The following is a 17,543-nucleotide window of genomic DNA, read 5'->3' on the forward strand; positions in this document are numbered from 1 at the left end:
AAAAACCGGCCTCAGGGCTCCAGGCCAATACGGAAAAATTCCCCGGCACTCCAGACACCCAGCCAGTTCTGACCGTTGAATGGACGGCTCACCGCCAGTTCCACCAATTGATAGAACACGTTGCGATGTACCAGGGCTTCAAGGTTGGTGCGCACCCGCAGGTACGGCGAAGGTTCCTGGGTGACGGGATCGATCACCACCCGTAACGGGTGTTCGATGTCGGCGTCGACCTGTTCGTCGACATTGGTGGTAAAGCGCAGCACCTGGCTTTCGCCCTGCCCTTCGACCTCCAGGGTGACCGCCACGAACGGCGCGTCATCGACGCGAATGCCGACCTTTTCCACCGGTGTGACCAGGAAATAATCATCGCCATCGCGGCGGATGATGTTGGAAAACAGCTTGACCATCGGCTTGCGCCCGATCGGCGTGCCTTGGTAGAACCAGGTGCCGTCGCGGGCAATGCGCATGTCGATGTCGCCGCAGAAATCCGGGTTCCACAAGTGCACCGGTGCCGGTCCCTTGCCTTTGGGCAGTTGGGCCAGCAGGTCGTTGGCCTTGGCGGAATCGGTCATGGGCTTCTCCGTTCTTTACTGATTACTCATGCCCAGCAAGCCTCGGGCGTATTGGGCCAGGGGGCGAGCAATCAGGTCTTCTGGCTTGTTGTCGTGAAACGTCAGTAAACCGCCACGACTGCGAATACGTGCGGTATCAATTAAATACTGGGTGCTGGTCTCGATCAACATGATCTGGATAACGCCGTTGTCCAGGCCGAGGCGGTCCAGGGCCTCCTGGTCGGCCCATTCATCCGCATTGCCGATACGGTCATCGGCCTTGGCGAAGCGGCAGTACAGCAAGTAGTGCGCACCGGCTGCGCGGGCCTCGGACATCGCCTGCTCCAGGCTTTGCGGCTGACGGGCGCGGCGTACCATGGGGAAATATTCGACGAAGCCGTTGAAGGCTTCTTCAGCCACCACATTCGGGCGTGGATAGGCACTGCCCGGTGGCACGAAGGCGCCCTGGGCGATGAAGATAAAGGAGTCCGGCTGTACGCGAATCGAGGCGGTACGACGGGTATCGCTGTGGTCCAGCAAGCCGGCATCGCTCATCTGATAGCGGGTGCCTTCGGCCATATCGCTGACGGTCATGCAACCACTCAGCGTCAACGACGCCAGCAACAAAACCAGACTACGCATCCTAATCCTCCAGAGGCCGGTGACGGAAAACCGGCGAATGGGCGTGAGATGCAGGTTTTGCGCCAGCTCAAGGGCAACACATAGCAAATGTGGGAGCTGGCTTGCCTGCGATGCAGGCAACTCGGTACATCAGGCACACCCAGTTGATGCTATCGCAGCGGTGCGGCGATCCGACAAGCCAGCTCCCACATTGGATGTGTATCGATCAGGAAATAGTTTCAACCGCCGATGATCTTCATGATGGTGGCTCCGCCCGAGAACGCCACTTCCTGCTTGTCGCCCAAGGCTTTCATCAACAAGCCTTGCAGCGCCGGCAGTGCTTGGTGGCGCGGCTTGTCCAGCAGGTCGCCGACATAGTGGCGGTTGCTCGACGACAGGCAGCCATGCAACCAGCCGGTGGACGACAAGCGCAACCGCGAGCAGGTACGGCAGAACGGCACGCTTTCGTTGGCGATCACGCCGAAGAAGCCCTTGCCTGGCACTTCATAGCGCACCGCGGTGGCGTCCACGGGGGCATTGGCCTGCAGGTATTCATGCTGTTCGCCGATGAGGCCCAGCAGTTGCTGCAAGCTGACGAATTGCTGCAGGAACGCGTTGGAATCCTTGGCCAGGTGGCCCATGCGCATCAGTTCGATAAAACGCAACTCGTAGCCACGTTCCAGGCAGTAATCAAGCAGCGGCATGACCTGATCGAGATTCTGGCCGCGCAGCGGCACCATGTTGACCTTGATCTTGATCCCTGCGGCGCGGGCCTGGTCCATGCCATCGAGCACGGTCGCCAGGTCGCCGCCACGGGCGATGCTGCGGAAGGCGTCGGGGTTCAGGGTATCGAGGGAGACGTTGATGCGCTTGATGCCGGCATCCACCAGCAACGGCAGTCTGCGCGCCAGCAGCTGGCCGTTGGTGGTCAGGCTGATATCACTGAGGCCCATCTGCCCGACGGCGCCCATGAAGGCTTCCAGTTTGGGGCTGACCAGCGGCTCACCGCCGGTGATGCGCAGGCGGTCTATGCCTGCGGCCTCAATCAGGTAAGCCACGCCCCGCGCCATGGCCTCGGCCGAGAGTTCGTCCTGGGCAGCCACCAGCCGCTTGCCGTTAGGCACGCAATAGGTACACGCGTAGTTGCAGGCTGAGGTCAGGCTGATCCGCAAATTGCGAAAACGCCTGCCTTGACGATCAACGATCATGGATCACTCCGGCAGAGGATAAAACGGGGCGCACTAAAAGCTGACTGATAACTCAGCTTTTAGCAAGCGTCCTTGCCTGAGTATATTCCTGGGGTACTGCGCGTGGCAGCAAATCATTACGTGGAGGGCGATTCGACGGCCGGCGGTTCGGAGCTGTGCTTGCGCTTGTTGCCCATGCGCACGCCAATATCCATCAGGAATTGGAAGAAACCTTCCTGATCTTCCAGCACATTACTCCAGAACGGCGAGTGGTACAGCGCCACGGCGCCGTGTACCAGGGCCCAGGCGGCGCAATAGTGGAAATACGGCGGCACGTCTTCGAGCTTGCCTTCGCTGATGCGGCCCTTGATCAGCAAGGTCAGGCGTTCGAAGTTCGAGGCGCGGATCTTGTGCAACTCCTCGACCATTTCCGGCACTTGATGGCCCTTGACCACCTTTTCTTCCAGGCGGTCGAACAGGCGGTAGCGCTGCGGATCGCGCATGCGGAACTCGAAATAGGCGCGGGACAGGGCTTCCTTGTCCTTGTCCACATCGGCCGAATGCAGCAGTTCGTTCAAGTCGCGCTCGTAGTCGAGCATCAGGCGCAGGTAGATCTCGGCCTTGGACTTGAAGTGCTTGTAGATCGTGCCTTTGCCGATACCCACGGCATCCGCGATCATCTCGACGGTGACGCTGTCTTCACCTTGTTCGAGGAACAGCTTGAGCGCGGTGTCGAGAATTTCCTGCTCACGGCGGCGAAACTCACGGACCTTACGGGGTTCTTTGTGCATGAGGAAGAGGTCTGCAAAGGTCGAAATAGGAAGGGTTGCGCAGGCCACGGACACGCGGCGATACGATTTACCCGCTGCGAGGGATTATCCCGACTGAACGGTCGTTGGGCAATGTCTATGTGAACCCGCGACCCACTTTACTTTCAACACGCCAACGTTTTCGCTGATATCAGTCAGAAATAATACGCAACAACCGCACCTGTGTACCTGCCTGATGAGAACTCAAGGGAAGTACCCGTATTCCAAATCTGTTTAAAAAACGACCAATTGCGACTGGACTGAACCGGATACTGATCAATACTTCAAAGGTCGGCGTGACATCTCCCCCAAGTGAAACGCCGACCTGGGTACCAACGGACCGCGTGCCCTTGTTTTACTCCTAATGGTCTTAACCCGGATTCACCCCCCAGAACCCGGGTTTTTTTTGCCTGCGATTTGCTCGCGTCAGCCAGCTACATGCGCCAGCGGGAACAGTCGCTTGAAGTTCTCCGTGGTCTGTTCGGCAAAACGCTCGTAGGATTCACCGCGCAGCATCGCCAGGTAATCCGCCACATCGCGCACATACTCCGGCAGGTTCGGCTTGCCACGATGAGGAATGGGCGCCAGGTACGGCGAATCGGTTTCCACCAGCAGGCGGTCGGCCGGCACCTGGCGCGCGACGTCGCGCAGGGCGTCGGCGTTGCGGAAGGTGACGATGCCCGACAGGGAAATGTAGAACCCCAGGTCCAGGGCCGCCCTGGCCATGTCCCAGTCCTCGGTAAAGCAGTGCAACACGCCGGCCTGGGGCAACGCGGCTTCACGCAGCAGGGTCAGGGTATCGGCGCGGGCGCCACGGGTGTGGACGATCACCGGTTTGCCGGTCTGCCGGGCGGCTTGCAGGTGCAGGCGGAAGGAAGCCTGCTGCAGCTCGGCGGCTTCGGGTTCGTAGTGGTAATCCAGGCCGGTTTCGCCGATAGCCACCACGCGCGGGTGGTTGAGTTCGGCCAGCAGCCAATCCAGGGCTGGGGCCTCACCCGGCTTGAGGTCAAGCGGGTGGATGCCCACCGAACAATCCACATCGGCATAGCGATCAGCCAGGGCTTTGACGTCGGCCGCGTTTTCGGCACTGACACCAATGCACAGGAAGTGCCCTACCCCGCGTTGACGCGCAGCGTCGAGGGCAGCGTCAAGGGAGCCGTCGTGCTGGGCAAGGTCGAGGCGATCAAGATGGCAATGGGAATCTACGAGCATAGGGGGTCTACAACTTCAGTCACAAAAGTGTCTGGCCAACGATACACCCGTCGGCCACGGAATTTAACGCCGGCCGAGCAAGCCAACCCACTGCACCAGCAGCGCTTCAAGTAACAGCACGCGGTTGAGGTTGGCCTTGCCGAGCACCTTCTGGCGTTGGGCGAGGATCCAGTCCTGGATAGTCAGCACCTTGTCCTGAGCGCTTTTTTGCGCGAGGTACTGCACCACTTTGCGCATGTCCGGCAGGCCCAGGCCGTTTTCGTCCTGAGTCAGCTGGTAGCGCAGGATCAAGCTCGACCAGTCACAGAACCAGTCGAACAGCAGCAACAGGGGAATGTCCTTCCAGGCGCTTTCAGCCAACTGGGTGGCGGAGACTTCCTGCTTGATCAATTTCTTTACGCCATCCACTACCAGCGCCCGCTGCTCGCGCACGCCCTGGGCGTGCAGCTTGACCGCAGCCAGCGGCGAACCCGCCGCCAGCGTCAGCAACTCGACCCGTTCTTCCTGGCCGCACTCCGGCAACGCCTGCGCCAACCACTCAAGGCTCATGGCCTCGCTCGGCAATGGGCACGCCTGCTGTACGCAGCGGCTGCGGATGGTCGGCAACAAACGGCTGGACTGGTGGCTGACCAGCAGCAACACGGTATCGCCGGACGGTTCCTCCAGGCTCTTGAGCAAGGCGTTGGCGGCGTTGATGTTCATCGCCTCCACCGGCTCGATCAACACCACCTTGCGCCCGCCCATCTGCGCCGTCTGCACCACGAAGCTGACGAGGTCGCGCACTTGGTCGACCTTGATCGCCTTGTCGGCTTCCTCGGGTTCGAGCAGGTAGTTATCCGGGTGGCTGCCGGCCTTGAGCAACAGGCAGGATTTGCATGCGCCGCAGGCTTCCAGATTGACAGGGTGCCGGCACAACAGGCTGGCCATCAAGCGCTCGGCGAGCGCGCGCTTGCCGATGCCGATCGGGCCATGCAGCAAATAGGCGTGGGCGTGCTGGGCACGCCCGGCCAGTTGTTGCCACAGGCTGTCTTGCCATGGGTAGGCTTCAGCCACGGGCGCGCTCCAGCAGGTCCGGCAACAGCGCATCGATGGCGTGCTGCACATGGGCCAGCGGTTGGGCGGCGTCCAGCAGGAAATAACGCGCAGGCTCGGCGGCGGCACGCTTGAGGAACGCCGTGCGTACGGCGTCGAAGAAGGCCTGGCCTTCCAGTTCGAAACGGTCGAGACGACCTCGGGCACTGGCACGGGCCAGGCCCACTTCCACCGGCAGGTCGAATACCAATGTCAGGTCTGGACGCAGGTCGCCCTGGACGAAGGTTTCCAAGGCAGCGATGCGCGCCAGGGACAGGCCTCGCCCCCCGCCCTGGTAGGCGTAGGTGGAGTCGGTAAACCGGTCGCAGATCACCACGGCACCGCGCGCCAAGGCCGGGCGAATCACCTCGGCCAGGTGCTGGGCACGAGCGGCGAACACCAACAGCAACTCGGTGTCCGGGTTCATCTGCTCTTCCCCCGGCGCCAGCAGCACTTCGCGGATACGCTCGGCCAGCGGCGTGCCACCGGGCTCGCGGGTCAACACCACTTCGATGCCTTGGGTGCGCAAGCGCTCGGCCAGGTAATCGCGGTTGGTGCTTTTGCCGGCGCCTTCGGGGCCTTCCAGAGTTATAAACAAGCCAGTCACGGGCAGTCCTTAGTCAATTATTGCGAGTTTTGCGGCGCGGCGGTGTCCGGCACAGGTTCGGCCTGCGTATCAGCTGGCACAGGTTCGGCTGGCGGCGCGGGTTCTTCCAAGGGCTTCACCGCCTGTGCCGGGCTGGAGCGGTAATCGGCGCGGCGCTTGAGCTGGAACTCGCGCACGGCGGCATTATGCGCATCCAGGTCGTCGGAGAAAATATGGCTGCCATCGCCCCGGGCAACAAAATACAGGCTGCTGCCCGCGACCGGGTTCAGCGCGGCGTGGATCGCCTCGCGGCCGACCATGGCGATGGGTGTCGGCGGCAGCCCTGCAACCATGTAGGTGTTGTAGGGGTTGGCTTCCTTGAGGTGAGCACGGGTCAACTTGCCGTTGTAGCGCTCGCCCAGGCCGTAGATGACGGTCGGGTCGGTCTGCAACAGCATGCCGACCTTCAAGCGCCGCACGAATACCCCGGCGATCTGCCCGCGCTCTTCGGGCACGCCGGTCTCTTTCTCCACCAGGGAGGCCATGATCAATGCTTGATAGGGGTCGGTGTACGGCACATCGGCGGCGCGCTTGCTCCACTCTTGGGCGAGTACATCGTCCAGGCGGCTGTAGGCTTTTTTCAGGAATTCGACGTCGGTCATGCCACGCACGAAGCGGTAGGTATCGGGAAAGAACCGACCCTCGGGGAACACGCCCGGATGACCAAGCTTGTCCATCACTTCGCTGTCGCTCAGGCCCGAGAGGGTCTGCACGATCTTTTCATGCTTGGCCAGCGCTGAGCGCACCTGGCGAAAATTCCAGCCTTCGACCAGGGTCAGGCTGTATTGCACCACTTCGCCACGCTGCCACAGGCCGATCAGGCCCTGCGCGGTCATGCCGGGGGTCATGCGGTATTCGCCGCTGTGCAAGGGCTGGCCGTCGAGGTTGAAGCGCCAGTACAGGCGCAACCAGAAGGCGCCTTCCAGCACGCCGTCCGCTTCCAGGCGATTGAAGGTGCCGGTCGGGGTCGCCCCGGCCGGAACGTCGAGCAATTGCTCCTGGGTCAGGTTCAAGGGCTGCTTCAAGGCAGAATCGAACTTCCAGGCGCCGTAGCCCAACAGCAACGCCGCCGAGAACAGACAGATCAGCAGCAGTACAACCAGTTTTCGTATCAACTCAAATATCCAATAGCGCGCGAACAATGCCCTGCAGTTTACGGGTGAGCGGGCCAACCGGCCAGCTCATCGCAGCGTACCCACGCACCGGCCAGATGCCATACACGCTGTTGCAGACGAAGACTTCGTCGGCCTGCTGCAGCTGTTCAAGATTGATGTCGGCCACGGCCACCGGGAGGCTCAGCGTTTGGGCCTGGGCCAGGATCTCGGCACGCATCACCCCGGCAACGCCGCAACGCGTCAGATCAGCGGTTAGTAACAAGCCGTTGCGCACCAGGAACAGGTTGCTGAACACGCCTTCGATGACGCGTCCGGACAGATCCAGCATCAAGCCTTCTGCATGCTCGGCGTCCTGCCACTCGGCGCGGGCGATCACCTGCTCCAGGCGATTGAGGTGCTTGAGGCCGGCCAGCAGCGGCTGCTCGGCCAAACGGGTAGCGCATGGAAACAAGCGGATGCCGTCGGTTCCATGGGCGTTGGGATAGGTAGCAGGCGGATTGCCCTGCAAGATACGGCGCACGGGCGCGCCGGGGTTGACGCCATACCCACGCAGGCTGTCGCCGCGAGTGAGGATCAACTTGAGAACGCCGTCGCCCAGGGCGGCGGCATAGGCCAGCACTTCGCTGCGGACCAGCACGTGATCCACAACCAACGCGAGCCGCCTGCAGCCCTCTTCGAGGCGCTGCAGGTGACGGTCGAGCAGCAGGGGCTGCCCGGCCTTGACGGCGATGGTCTCGAACAGCCCATCACCGTACGCCAGGCCACGGTCTTTCAGGGGCACGCTGTCCGCTGGCTGACCGTTGACCCAGCTCTCCATCACTCGGCGAACCGGCGGAACACCAGGGAACCGTTGGTACCGCCAAAACCGAACGAGTTGGAGATCACCACGTCGATCGGCATCGGCTGCGCTTCATGAGGCACGAAGTTCAGGTCGCAGCCTTCGTCCGGTTCATCGAGGTTGATGGTCGGCGGAGCGACCTGATCCTTGATCGCCATGACGCTGAAGATCGCCTCGACCGCGCCCGCAGCACCCAGCAAATGGCCGGTCATGGACTTGGTGGAGCTGACCGCCAGCTTGTAGGCATGCTCGCCGAACACCGACTTGATGGCTTCGGCTTCCGCCAAATCGCCGGTCGGGGTCGATGTGCCATGGGCGTTGATGTACTTCACCTGGTCCGCATTGACCTTCGCATCACGCAAGGCGTTGGTGATGCAGCGCGCGGCACCCGCACCGTCGGACGGTGGCGAGGTCATATGGTAGGCGTCGCCGCTCATGCCAAAGCCGATCAGCTCGGCGTAGATGGTGGCGCCACGCGCCTTGGCGTGCTCCAGCTCTTCCAGCACCAGAGCACCAGCGCCGTCGGACAGCACGAAGCCATCACGGCCCTTGTCCCAGGGACGGCTGGCACGGGTCGGCTCGTCGTTGCGGGTCGACAGCGCACGGGACGCGCCGAAGCCGCCCATGCCAAGCCCGCAGGCCGCCATTTCGGCGCCGCCGGCGATCATCACGTCGGCTTCGTCATAGGCGATGTTGCGCGCCGCCATGCCGATGCAGTGCGTGCCGGTGGTGCAGGCCGTGGCAATCGCATAGTTGGGCCCCTGTGCGCCCAAGTGGATGGACAGGAAACCGGAAATCATGTTGATGATCGAGCCCGGCACGAAGAACGGTGAAATTCGACGGGGGCCGGAATCGTGCAACGTGCGGCTGGTCTCTTCGATATTGGTCAAACCGCCAATACCCGACCCCATGGCCACGCCGATGCGTTCACGGTTGGCGTCGGTGACTTCCAGGCCGGCGTTGCGCACCGCCTGAAAACCGGCTGCCAGGCCGTATTGAATGAACAGGTCGAGCTTGCGGGACTCCTTGATCGAGAGATATTCCTCGACATTGAAGCCCTTTACCGAGCCGCCAAAACGGGTGGAATAGGCAGAAAGGTCCGTGTGTTCGATCAGACCAATACCACTGCGGCCAGCCAGAATGCCCTGCCAACTGCTTGGCACATCCGTGCCCAGTGGCGACAACATACCCATACCGGTGACTACGACGCGTCTACGCGACACAGCACTCTCCTTTTTCTTGATGACGACACTGTGCATCAGAACCGACTTTTCATCAGTGCTTAAAGAAAAAACCGCACGCCGTTACAGCAGTGCGGTTTTTCCCTGACAGCAAGCGACGACTACAAACTATTACGCCTGGTGGCTAGTAACGTAGTCGATGGCAGCTTGAACAGTAGTGATTTTTTCAGCTTCTTCGTCCGGGATTTCGGTCTCGAATTCCTCTTCCAGAGCCATCACCAGCTCAACGGTGTCAAGGGAATCGGCACCCAGGTCTTCTACGAAGGAAGCCGTGTTGACCACTTCTTCTTCCTTAACGCCCAGTTGCTCGGCGACGATTTTCTTGACGCGCTCTTCGATGGTGCTCATACCTTGTTTAACTCCTAATGGACAAATTCAGGCAGCTGGCCAGTGGGTAAGTGTATAGAAAGCCATTTCAGCTTTTCAACTGAAAGCTTCACCCTGTACCCGGTCGGCCACCTGCCTATAAATTAAGTTGCAGCTTTATAACGGATTTTAGACAGCTCGTAAGACATTTTTTTGAAGCGATCCGTCACAATTTAACTCATGTACATCCCGCCGTTCACCGGGATTGTAGCCCCAGTCACGTATGCCGCACCGTCGGATGCCAGGAAAGCGACCACATTCGCGATCTCTTGAGCCTGGCCCAGGCGGCCCAGCGGAATCTGCGTCAGCAAGGCTTCACGCTGTGCTTCAGGCAGTTCGCGGGTCATATCGGTGTCGATGAACCCTGGGGCCACCGAATTGACCGTAATCGACCGCGAACCGACTTCACGCGCCAATGCACGGCTGAAACCTTCCAGACCGGCCTTGGCCGAAGCGTAGTTTACTTGGCCTGCGTTGCCCATGGCACCCACTACGGAGCCAATATTGATAATTCGCCCCCAACGCGCCTTGGTCATGCCACGCAAAACGCCCTTGGACAGGCGAAACAGACTGTTCAAGTTGGTATCGACCACGTCGTACCACTCGTCGTCTTTCATGCGCATCATCAGGTTATCGCGGGTGATACCGGCGTTATTCACCAGAATCGCCGGTGCACCGAACTGCGCAGTGATGGCGGCCAGTACCGCGGCCACGGACTCATCGCTGGTCACGTTCAGCTCAAGGCCGGTACCTTGCACGCCGTTTTCCTTCAGGGTCGCGGCGATACGCTCGGCGCCCGAGGCAGAGGTGGCGGTGCCGATCACCACGGCACCCTGACGGCCCAGCTCCAGGGCGATGGCCTGGCCAATGCCACGGCTGGCGCCGGTAACCAGTGCAACTTTACCTTGCAGACTCATGCAGGCTTCTCCTAAGTTCGGAAATTAAGGCTCAGGCCAGGGCTGCGCGAGCGGCAGCAAAGGCGTCAGGTGTATTGAGGTTGGCCGTCGACACGCCGTCGGCGCAGCGCTTGTTCAAGCCGGCCAGGACCTTGCCCGGGCCGCACTCGACCAATTCGGTGGCGCCATTGGCGGCCAGGGTCTGCACCGATTCAACCCAGCGTACGGGCTTGTAGAGCTGCTCCAGCAGGTCGCGCTTGAGGGTGTCGAGTTCGGCGGCCACGGCGGCGCTGACGTTCTGCACCAGCGGGATCTGCGGCGCCTGCCAGTTGATGGCGGCGATGGACTCGGCAAAACGCTCGGCCGCCGGACGCATCAGCTCGCAGTGCGATGGCACGCTTACCGGCAACGGCAGCGCACGCTTGGCGCCACGCGCCTTGCAGCCTTCAATGGCGCGTTCGACCGCCGCCTTGGCACCCGCGATGACCACTTGGCCAGGGGAGTTGAAATTCACCGCGCTGACCACTTCGCCCTGTGCGGCTTCGGCACAGGCTTCGATGACCACGGCATCGTCCAGGCCGAGGATAGCGGCCATGCCGCCCTGCCCGGCCGGAACGGCTTCCTGCATCAATTGGCCACGACGTTCAACCAGCTTGACCGCCTCACCGAGGGTCAGGCTGCCCGCCGCCACCAGGGCGCTGTACTCGCCCAGGCTGTGACCGGCAACGAATGCCGGGCGCGCGCCGCCTTCAGCCAGCCACAAGCGCCACAGGGCGATCGAAGCGGTCAGGATGGCCGGTTGGGTCTTGTCGGTTTGATTGAGTTGCTCTTCCGGCCCCTGCTGGGTCAGCGCCCACAGGTCGTAACCCAGGGCATCGGAAGCTTCCTTGAAGGTGTCCAGGATCAGCGGATATTGCGCGCCCAGCTCGGCCAACATGCCGAGGGACTGCGAACCCTGCCCTGGAAAGACGAATGCGAGGGATGTAGACATGTAACAAGCCCCTAATGATCTGGTCGTCAAAAATGCGCACGCCTACGGTGGGCGCGCACGAAACTGACAGATTGGATGGTCAATTGAACTGGCCGGTCACATTTAAGCACTCCCGGGCCGATTCGCCTAAGGCAACAGGTCCTCGAGACGGCCGCGCAAGCGTTGCGGCAGGTTTTCCTGGATCTCGATCACGGCCCGCGCAATCGCGCTCTGAAAGCCCTCGACGCCTGCCGAGCCATGGCTTTTTACGACGATGCCCTGTAGCCCCAGAAAACTCGCGCCGTTGTGACGCGCAGGAGCCAGGTCGGCCTGCAGGCGGCGCATCAACGGCAGCGCCAGGGCGCCGACCAGGCGCGACGCCAGGTTCTGCTTGAACAAGGCTTCGATACGCGTGGCAATCATGGTCGCCAGACCTTCGCTGGACTTGAGCAGGATATTGCCGACAAACCCGTCGCACACCACCACATCGGCTTCGCCACGGTACAACCCGTCACCTTCGACAAAACCGATGTAGTTCAAGCCCCGCGCGCCCTGTAACAACGTAGCGGCAAGCTTGACCTGCTGATTACCCTTGATGTCTTCGGTGCCAATGTTCAGCAAGGCCACCCTGGGGCGGGCCACGCCCAGTGCTTCGGCGGCCACGGAGCCCATCACGGCGAACTGGTACAGGTGCTCGGCACTGCAATCGACGTTCGCGCCCAGGTCCAGCAACTGGCAGTAGCCTTTCTGCGTCGGAATCGCCGCCACCATCGCCGGCCGGTCAATGCCCGGCAAGGTCTTGAGCACAAACCGCGACAACGCCATCAAGGCCCCGGTATTACCGGCACTGACACAGGCCTGCACCTTGCCGTCGCGCAACAGCTCCAGGGCCACCCGCATCGAAGAGTCAGGCTTGCCGCGCAGTGCTGCCGCCGGCTTTTCATCCATGGTGATGGTTTCGCTGGCCGGCGTAATCGTCAGGCGCGCGCGATCCACCGCCGGATGGCTGGCAATCAATGCTTCAAGTAAGGAGGGTTGACCGACAAGGGTCAGGTGCAGCGAGGGTGTTGCAGACAGGCTGGCAATGCAGGCCTGAACAATGCTGCGGGGACCGAAGTCCCCGCCCATTGCGTCTATCGCGATGACTAGAGCAGACAAGTGATTACTCGTCAGCGCCCTTGTCGATCACTTTACGGCCACGGTATACGCCTTCTGGCGATACGTGGTGACGCAGGTGAACTTCACCGGTGGTCTTTTCCACGGACAGGGTGCTAGCCTCGAGAGCGTCGTGCGAACGGCGCATGTCACGGGCGGAGCGGGATTTTTTGTTCTGCTGAACAGCCATAATTGATTAACTCCTAAACGTTTGGGTCACGCTTTAACTGCGCCAATACACTGAACGGGTTGGACCGCGTTACCTCGTCCTCGCTCGGTTCGGGCTCGTCATCGAGGCCCGCCGGCTGCTGGCATTCTTCCGGATGATGAGCAGGCACAATGGGCAAGGCGAGCAAAAGCTCCTCCTCGATCAGTGCATGCAGATCCAAAGGATCTTCGCCCAGTTCCAGCACGTCATAACCTTTCGGCAACGACTGGGTATTCGCACCCTCCTTCACCACGGCATAACTGCACTCGCTGTGGATCGGCAGGGTGACCAGCTCAAGACAACGCTGGCAAACCATTTTGACTTCGGTGTCGATAAGGCTGTGGATCACCACAGATTTACGTTCATCTCGTTCAAAAACGAATTTGGCCTGGACCACACCGACAGTGTCGGAAAGCGAGTCGCAGAGTCTCTCCAAATCGGCCAGCGGCAATTCACCTTGAAGGGAAGTGCCACGATCAGCCAATTTGCGCGGGTCAACGTGAGGTGGAATCGGGTCATTCAACATAGGCGCAGCATTATAGGGATGCACCCGGCCATGTCAAAGGAAATTCAGCCCTGTGCGTCAGCCGGTCGCCCCGCTAGAATCCGTGGCCGCCCAGAGGAGACGCCCATGCTGCCTTTATTACTCGCATCCAGCTCGGTTTATCGCCGGGAATTGCTCAGCCGCCTGCACCTGCCGTTCATCTGTAGCTCGCCGGATATCGACGAAAGCCATCGCGAAAATGAATCCGCCGTGGAGCTGGTCAAGCGCCTGGCCGAACAGAAGGCACGGGCCTTGGCTGCCAGCCATCCGGGGCACCTGATCATCGGTTCAGACCAGGTCGCCGCGCTGGAAGGCCGCATTATCGGCAAGCCCCACACCTTCGAGAACGCCCGCGAACAGCTGTTGGCCGCCAGCGGCAAGCGCGTGAGCTTCCTCACCGGGTTGGCACTGCTGAACAGCGAGACGGGGCGCTGCCAGGTCGATTGCGTTCCTTTTACCGTGCACATGCGCGAGCTGGACATGGAACGCATCGAACGCTACCTGCGGATCGAGCAACCGTACGACTGCGCTGGCAGTTTCAAGGCTGAAGGACTGGGGGTGAGCATGTTCCAGAGCACCGAAGGGCCTGACGCCACCAGCCTTGTCGGCCTGCCGCTGATTCGCTTGGTGGACATGCTGCTGGCTGAAGGCGTGCAGATTCCTTAATCCCACCACAAAACCAATTGTGGGAGCTGGCTTGCCTGCGATAGCGGTGGATCAGTCGATATAGATGTCGACGGGTCCACCGCTATCGCGGGCAAGCCCGCTCCCACAGTTGGAACGATGCGCTTATCAGATCAGCGCAAGGTCGGCCCCTGGAAGCCCATGTACAACGCCAACTTCTCGGCCACGCTGGCGCCAAGCTTCTTGGAGAACCGATCAAACGGCGATTCCTCAACCGTGAAATCCACCAACTCCTTCTCGCCAATCACATCCCGCGCCACCGAGCTGGCACTGCCCAACGCGTCGACCAAGCCCAGCGGCAACGCCTGCTCGCCGGTCCAGACCAGCCCGGAGAACAGTTCCGGATGGTCTTTATCCTTCAGGCGATCACCGCGCCCCTGCTTCACGCTGGCAATGAACTGGCGATGGGTGGTGTCGAGCACGCCCTGCCAGAACTGGGTCTCATCGGCCTTCTGCGGCTGGAACGGGTCAAGGAACGCCTTGTGCTCGCCCGAGGTGTAGATGCGCCGCTCCACGCCCAGCTTCTCCATGGTGCCGACAAAACCGTAACCGGCCGCCGTCACGCCAATGGAACCGACCAGGCTGGCCTTGTCGGCGTAGATCTGGTCTGCGGCGCTGGCAATGTAATAGGCACCCGAGGCGCCCAGGTCGGCAATCACCGCGTACAGCTTGATATCCGGGTACAGGCCGCGCAGGCGGCGAATTTCGTCGTACACATAACCCGACTGCACCGGGCTGCCGCCCGGGCTGTTGATGCGCAGGATCACGCCCTTGACCTTGGGGTCTTCAAACGCCGCCCGCAGGCTGCTGACGATGTTGTCGGCACTGGCAGGCTCCTTGTCGGCGATCACGCCGCGCACTTCGATCAACGCGGTATAACCGGCGCCACGGGTCGCGCTTTTTTCCATGTCCATCAGCGGGCTGAACAGCACCAGCATGGCGATCAGCCAGGTAAACGTCAGCAGCTTGAAGAAAATCCCCCAACGCCGTGCACGACGCTGCTCCTGGACACTGGCCAGGAGGGTTTTCTCCAGCAGCTTCCAGCTCTTGTCATCACCGCTGTCAGCCTTTTCGGGCGCTTTCCACTCGTCACTCATGCCATCAACCCCAGCAAAGACTTATAAAGCCCGGCCGAGCCAGGCCTGCAATTCGGAAAAATGATCAATCGTCAGCCTGGGCTCATAGCATTGCAAGGCCTCGGCAGACTGGGCGCCATAGCTGACCGCCACGCTGTCCATGCCTGCATTGCGCGCCATCATCAGGTCAAAGGAAGCATCGCCCACCATCAAGGCCTGGCGCGGCGATACACCGCAGTGCGCCAGGATCTGCTCCAGCATCAGAGGGTGCGGCTTGCTGGCAGTTTCATCGGCGGCACGGGTGATGTCGAAATAATCTTCCCACCCATGAGCCTTGAGCACCCGGTCCAGCCCGCGACGGGCCTTGCCGGTGGCGACCGCCAGGTGATAGCCCTCGGCACGAAACGCCTCCAGGGATTGCACCACACCCTCGAACAGCGGCGAGGGCTCAGCTTCCAGGGCGATGTAGTGATCGGCGTAGTGCTCACGGAACGCGACCAGCCCGGCGTCACTGATCTCGGGGTACAAGGTACGGATCGCCTCAGGCAGGCCCAAGCCAATGATGCCCTTGACCGCCAGGTCGCTGCACAGGTCGAAACCCGAGCGGGTCGAGGCCATGTGCATCGATTCGACAATGCGGCCAATGGAGTTGGCCAGTGTCCCGTCCCAGTCGAAAATCAGCAGTTTGTAATCAAGGTGCGACACTCAAGCGCTCCACGGTCTTGGCCCACATTTCATCGACCGGTGCCTGCAGCTTCAGTTCGCCGCCATCGGGCAGCGGCACGGTAAGCATGTAGGCGTGCAGGAACAGGCGCTTGCCGCCCAGGTCGCGGATCTCCTTGGAGAAATCCTCATCGCCGTATTTGGTATCGCCCGCAATGCTGTGGCCCGCGTGCAGGGTGTGCACGCGAATCTGGTGGGTGCGCCCCGTGACAGGCTTGGCCTCCACCATCGTGGCGAAGTCACCGAAACGACGCAGCACCTTGAACAGCGTCAAGGCCTCCTTGCCCTCCTCGTCCACTTCGACCATGCGCTCGCCGGAACGCAGGTTGCTCTTCTGCAATGGCGCACGCACGCTTTTGATCGAGCTGGCCCAGTTGCCGCGCACCAGCGCCATGTAGCGCTTGTCGACACCATCGCCGCGCAGGGCGGTGTGCAGGTGGCGCAGCATGCTGCGTTTCTTGGCGATCATCAGCAGCCCGGACGTGTCGCGGTCCAGGCGATGGACCAGCTCCAGCTCCTTGGCATCGGGGCGCAACTGCCGGAAGGCTTCGATCACGCCGAACGTCAGGCCGCTGCCGCCGTGAACGGCAATCCCGCAGGGCTTGTTGATCACGATGAGTTTGTTATCTTCGAACACGATCGACGCTTCCAGGCGCTGCAACAGGCCCTGGGCCAATGGCACGGGCTCGTCGCGCTCAGGCACGCGCACCGGCGGCACACGGACGATATCGCCCGCCTGCAGCTTGTACTCGGGCTTGATCCGGCCCTTGTTCACCCGCACTTCGCCTTTACGCAAGATGCGGTAGATCAAGGTCTTGGGCACGCCTTTGAGCCTGGCCAGGAGAAAATTATCGATGCGTTGGCCGGCATATTCCGGCGAGACCTCGAGCAGCTGGACGCTGGGGGTCTGGGGGGCGGTAGTGGTCATGGCGGCGATGATAACAATTTTTTATGGAATTGAAGCACTTAATCATTGCTGCTATAGTCGCGAACGCCGCCAAAAGCGGCCTGGACAGAGGACTTGCGGCAAACTGCCGGCCCTGACCATCGCAATTCATCAGGACGCGAGGCCGTCCTACGGGGTGTTCGCCACCTTGGAAGGCTCAGGATTGTAACGAGCGCAGGTGACATGAGGCCTGAAGCGAGTGCGATACGCAGGGTGAATACTCGCGTGTTGCGCCGATATTTACGGCCAGTTCACAAAGTGCAGTCAGTCTTGAGCCACACCACGGCGAATGCTTCGGAAACAACGCCTGTTAAGAGCCGGGTGAGAGCGCAATCGCCCACACCCGGTCTTGTTTAGCCATGAGCGTGGACTCCCCATTGGAGAACACGGTAAATGCCAACCCGCTGCGGATTCTGCGCGCGGCAGCACCCGAATTATCAGGGATACGTGTAGGGTGGAGATGCACAACCGTCGGACCGTGTAGCACTAGGCTTATATTTAGACGCTTCATCTCGTCCACAGTCGCCGGTTGATTCCTCCTCCTGACCTTAGCTTTTGTTGAAGTGGTGCCTTTGTCACCACCGCTAACAAGCAGGACGCGTCCGTCGCGATACCGGCCCAATTGGCCTGTTATTGCTGGACACTGGAGTGGCCAACCACTCTTGACGCACCTGACACCGACCG

At 61.2% G+C, this 17,543-nt stretch carries 20 protein-coding genes; 1 reads left to right on the forward strand and 19 read right to left on the reverse strand.

Features of this window, described 5'->3' with window-relative positions; translation table 11 throughout:
• Positions 1–11 precede the first annotated feature (11 nt).
• From BLL36_RS00685 to BLL36_RS00760, 16 genes are all read right to left on the reverse strand, one after another.
• Positions 12–572: a DUF1285 domain-containing protein gene (locus tag BLL36_RS00685; protein WP_076949572.1), complete on the reverse strand. Its 561-nt coding sequence runs from the start codon at positions 570–572 to the stop codon at positions 12–14.
• A gap of 15 nt (positions 573–587) precedes the next feature.
• Entirely contained in the window at positions 588–1,193 is a 606-nt protein-coding gene (locus tag BLL36_RS00690) for a DUF4823 domain-containing protein (protein WP_076949573.1), read from the reverse strand.
• A gap of 218 nt (positions 1,194–1,411) precedes the next feature.
• Entirely contained in the window at positions 1,412–2,380 is a 969-nt protein-coding gene (locus BLL36_RS00695; RefSeq protein WP_076949574.1) for a GTP 3',8-cyclase MoaA, read from the reverse strand.
• Between the two features lie 116 nt (positions 2,381–2,496).
• Entirely contained in the window at positions 2,497–3,150 is a 654-nt protein-coding gene (locus BLL36_RS00700; RefSeq protein ID WP_076949575.1) for a TetR/AcrR family transcriptional regulator, read from the reverse strand.
• Between the two features lie 444 nt (positions 3,151–3,594).
• Complete coding sequence (locus BLL36_RS00705; RefSeq protein WP_076949576.1) at positions 3,595–4,380, reverse strand: TatD family hydrolase; 786 nt, start codon at positions 4,378–4,380, stop codon at positions 3,595–3,597.
• Positions 4,381–4,443: 63 nt separating this feature from the next.
• Positions 4,444–5,433: a DNA polymerase III subunit delta' gene (locus BLL36_RS00710; RefSeq protein ID WP_076949577.1), complete on the reverse strand. Its 990-nt coding sequence runs from the start codon at positions 5,431–5,433 to the stop codon at positions 4,444–4,446.
• A complete protein-coding gene (gene tmk, locus BLL36_RS00715) occupies positions 5,426–6,058 on the reverse strand; it encodes a dTMP kinase (protein ID WP_076949578.1) in 633 nt (210 codons plus the stop codon). The genes BLL36_RS00710 and tmk overlap by 8 nt, the downstream gene beginning before the upstream one ends.
• Before the next feature lie 17 nt (positions 6,059–6,075).
• Positions 6,076–7,212: an endolytic transglycosylase MltG gene (gene mltG / locus BLL36_RS00720; protein ID WP_076949579.1), complete on the reverse strand. Its 1,137-nt coding sequence runs from the start codon at positions 7,210–7,212 to the stop codon at positions 6,076–6,078.
• Between the two features lies 1 nt (position 7,213).
• On the reverse strand, positions 7,214–8,029 hold the full coding sequence (gene pabC / locus BLL36_RS00725) for an aminodeoxychorismate lyase (protein ID WP_076949580.1): 816 nt from the start codon (positions 8,027–8,029) through the stop codon (positions 7,214–7,216).
• Positions 8,029–9,273, reverse strand: coding sequence for a beta-ketoacyl-ACP synthase II (gene fabF, locus BLL36_RS00730; protein ID WP_076949986.1), 1,245 nt, complete (start codon positions 9,271–9,273; stop codon positions 8,029–8,031). The genes pabC and fabF overlap by 1 nt, the downstream gene beginning before the upstream one ends.
• Before the next feature lie 129 nt (positions 9,274–9,402).
• Complete coding sequence (acpP, locus tag BLL36_RS00735) at positions 9,403–9,639, reverse strand: acyl carrier protein (RefSeq protein ID WP_003175607.1); 237 nt, start codon at positions 9,637–9,639, stop codon at positions 9,403–9,405.
• 191 nt (positions 9,640–9,830) lie between these two features.
• Positions 9,831–10,574, reverse strand: a complete 744-nt coding sequence (gene fabG / locus BLL36_RS00740) for a 3-oxoacyl-ACP reductase FabG (protein ID WP_076949581.1) — start codon at positions 10,572–10,574, stop codon at positions 9,831–9,833.
• Positions 10,575–10,605: 31 nt separating this feature from the next.
• Positions 10,606–11,544: an ACP S-malonyltransferase gene (gene fabD, locus BLL36_RS00745; protein ID WP_076949582.1), complete on the reverse strand. Its 939-nt coding sequence runs from the start codon at positions 11,542–11,544 to the stop codon at positions 10,606–10,608.
• Positions 11,545–11,670: 126 nt separating this feature from the next.
• Positions 11,671–12,681 (reverse strand): phosphate acyltransferase PlsX, encoded by a 1,011-nt coding sequence (gene plsX / locus BLL36_RS00750; RefSeq protein WP_076949583.1) that lies wholly within the window; start codon positions 12,679–12,681, stop codon positions 11,671–11,673.
• A gap of 4 nt (positions 12,682–12,685) precedes the next feature.
• A complete protein-coding gene (rpmF, locus tag BLL36_RS00755) occupies positions 12,686–12,868 on the reverse strand; it encodes a 50S ribosomal protein L32 (RefSeq protein WP_003179396.1) in 183 nt (60 codons plus the stop codon).
• A gap of 13 nt (positions 12,869–12,881) precedes the next feature.
• Positions 12,882–13,412 carry a YceD family protein gene (locus tag BLL36_RS00760; protein ID WP_076949584.1) on the reverse strand — a complete coding sequence of 177 codons (531 nt, stop codon included), beginning with the start codon at positions 13,410–13,412 and terminating at the stop codon, positions 12,882–12,884.
• 105 nt (positions 13,413–13,517) lie between these two features.
• Between BLL36_RS00760 and BLL36_RS00765 the strand changes: the two genes are divergently transcribed.
• Complete coding sequence (locus BLL36_RS00765) at positions 13,518–14,096, forward strand: Maf family protein (RefSeq protein WP_076949585.1); 579 nt, start codon at positions 13,518–13,520, stop codon at positions 14,094–14,096.
• A gap of 131 nt (positions 14,097–14,227) precedes the next feature.
• Here BLL36_RS00765 and BLL36_RS00770 read toward each other — a convergent pair whose 3' ends face one another.
• From BLL36_RS00770 to rluC, 3 genes are read right to left on the reverse strand one after another with little or no spacing between them, the layout of a single operon-like run.
• Positions 14,228–15,211: a S49 family peptidase gene (locus BLL36_RS00770; RefSeq protein WP_076949586.1), complete on the reverse strand. Its 984-nt coding sequence runs from the start codon at positions 15,209–15,211 to the stop codon at positions 14,228–14,230.
• Positions 15,212–15,232: 21 nt separating this feature from the next.
• Entirely contained in the window at positions 15,233–15,895 is a 663-nt protein-coding gene (locus tag BLL36_RS00775; protein ID WP_076949587.1) for an HAD-IA family hydrolase, read from the reverse strand.
• On the reverse strand, positions 15,882–16,841 hold the full coding sequence (gene rluC / locus BLL36_RS00780) for a 23S rRNA pseudouridine(955/2504/2580) synthase RluC (protein ID WP_076949588.1): 960 nt from the start codon (positions 16,839–16,841) through the stop codon (positions 15,882–15,884). The genes BLL36_RS00775 and rluC overlap by 14 nt, the downstream gene beginning before the upstream one ends.
• Positions 16,842–17,543: the final 702 nt, after the last annotated feature.

Source organism: Pseudomonas cedrina subsp. cedrina (assembly GCF_001983175.1).
Taxonomy (GTDB): domain Bacteria; phylum Pseudomonadota; class Gammaproteobacteria; order Pseudomonadales; family Pseudomonadaceae; genus Aquipseudomonas; species Aquipseudomonas cedrina.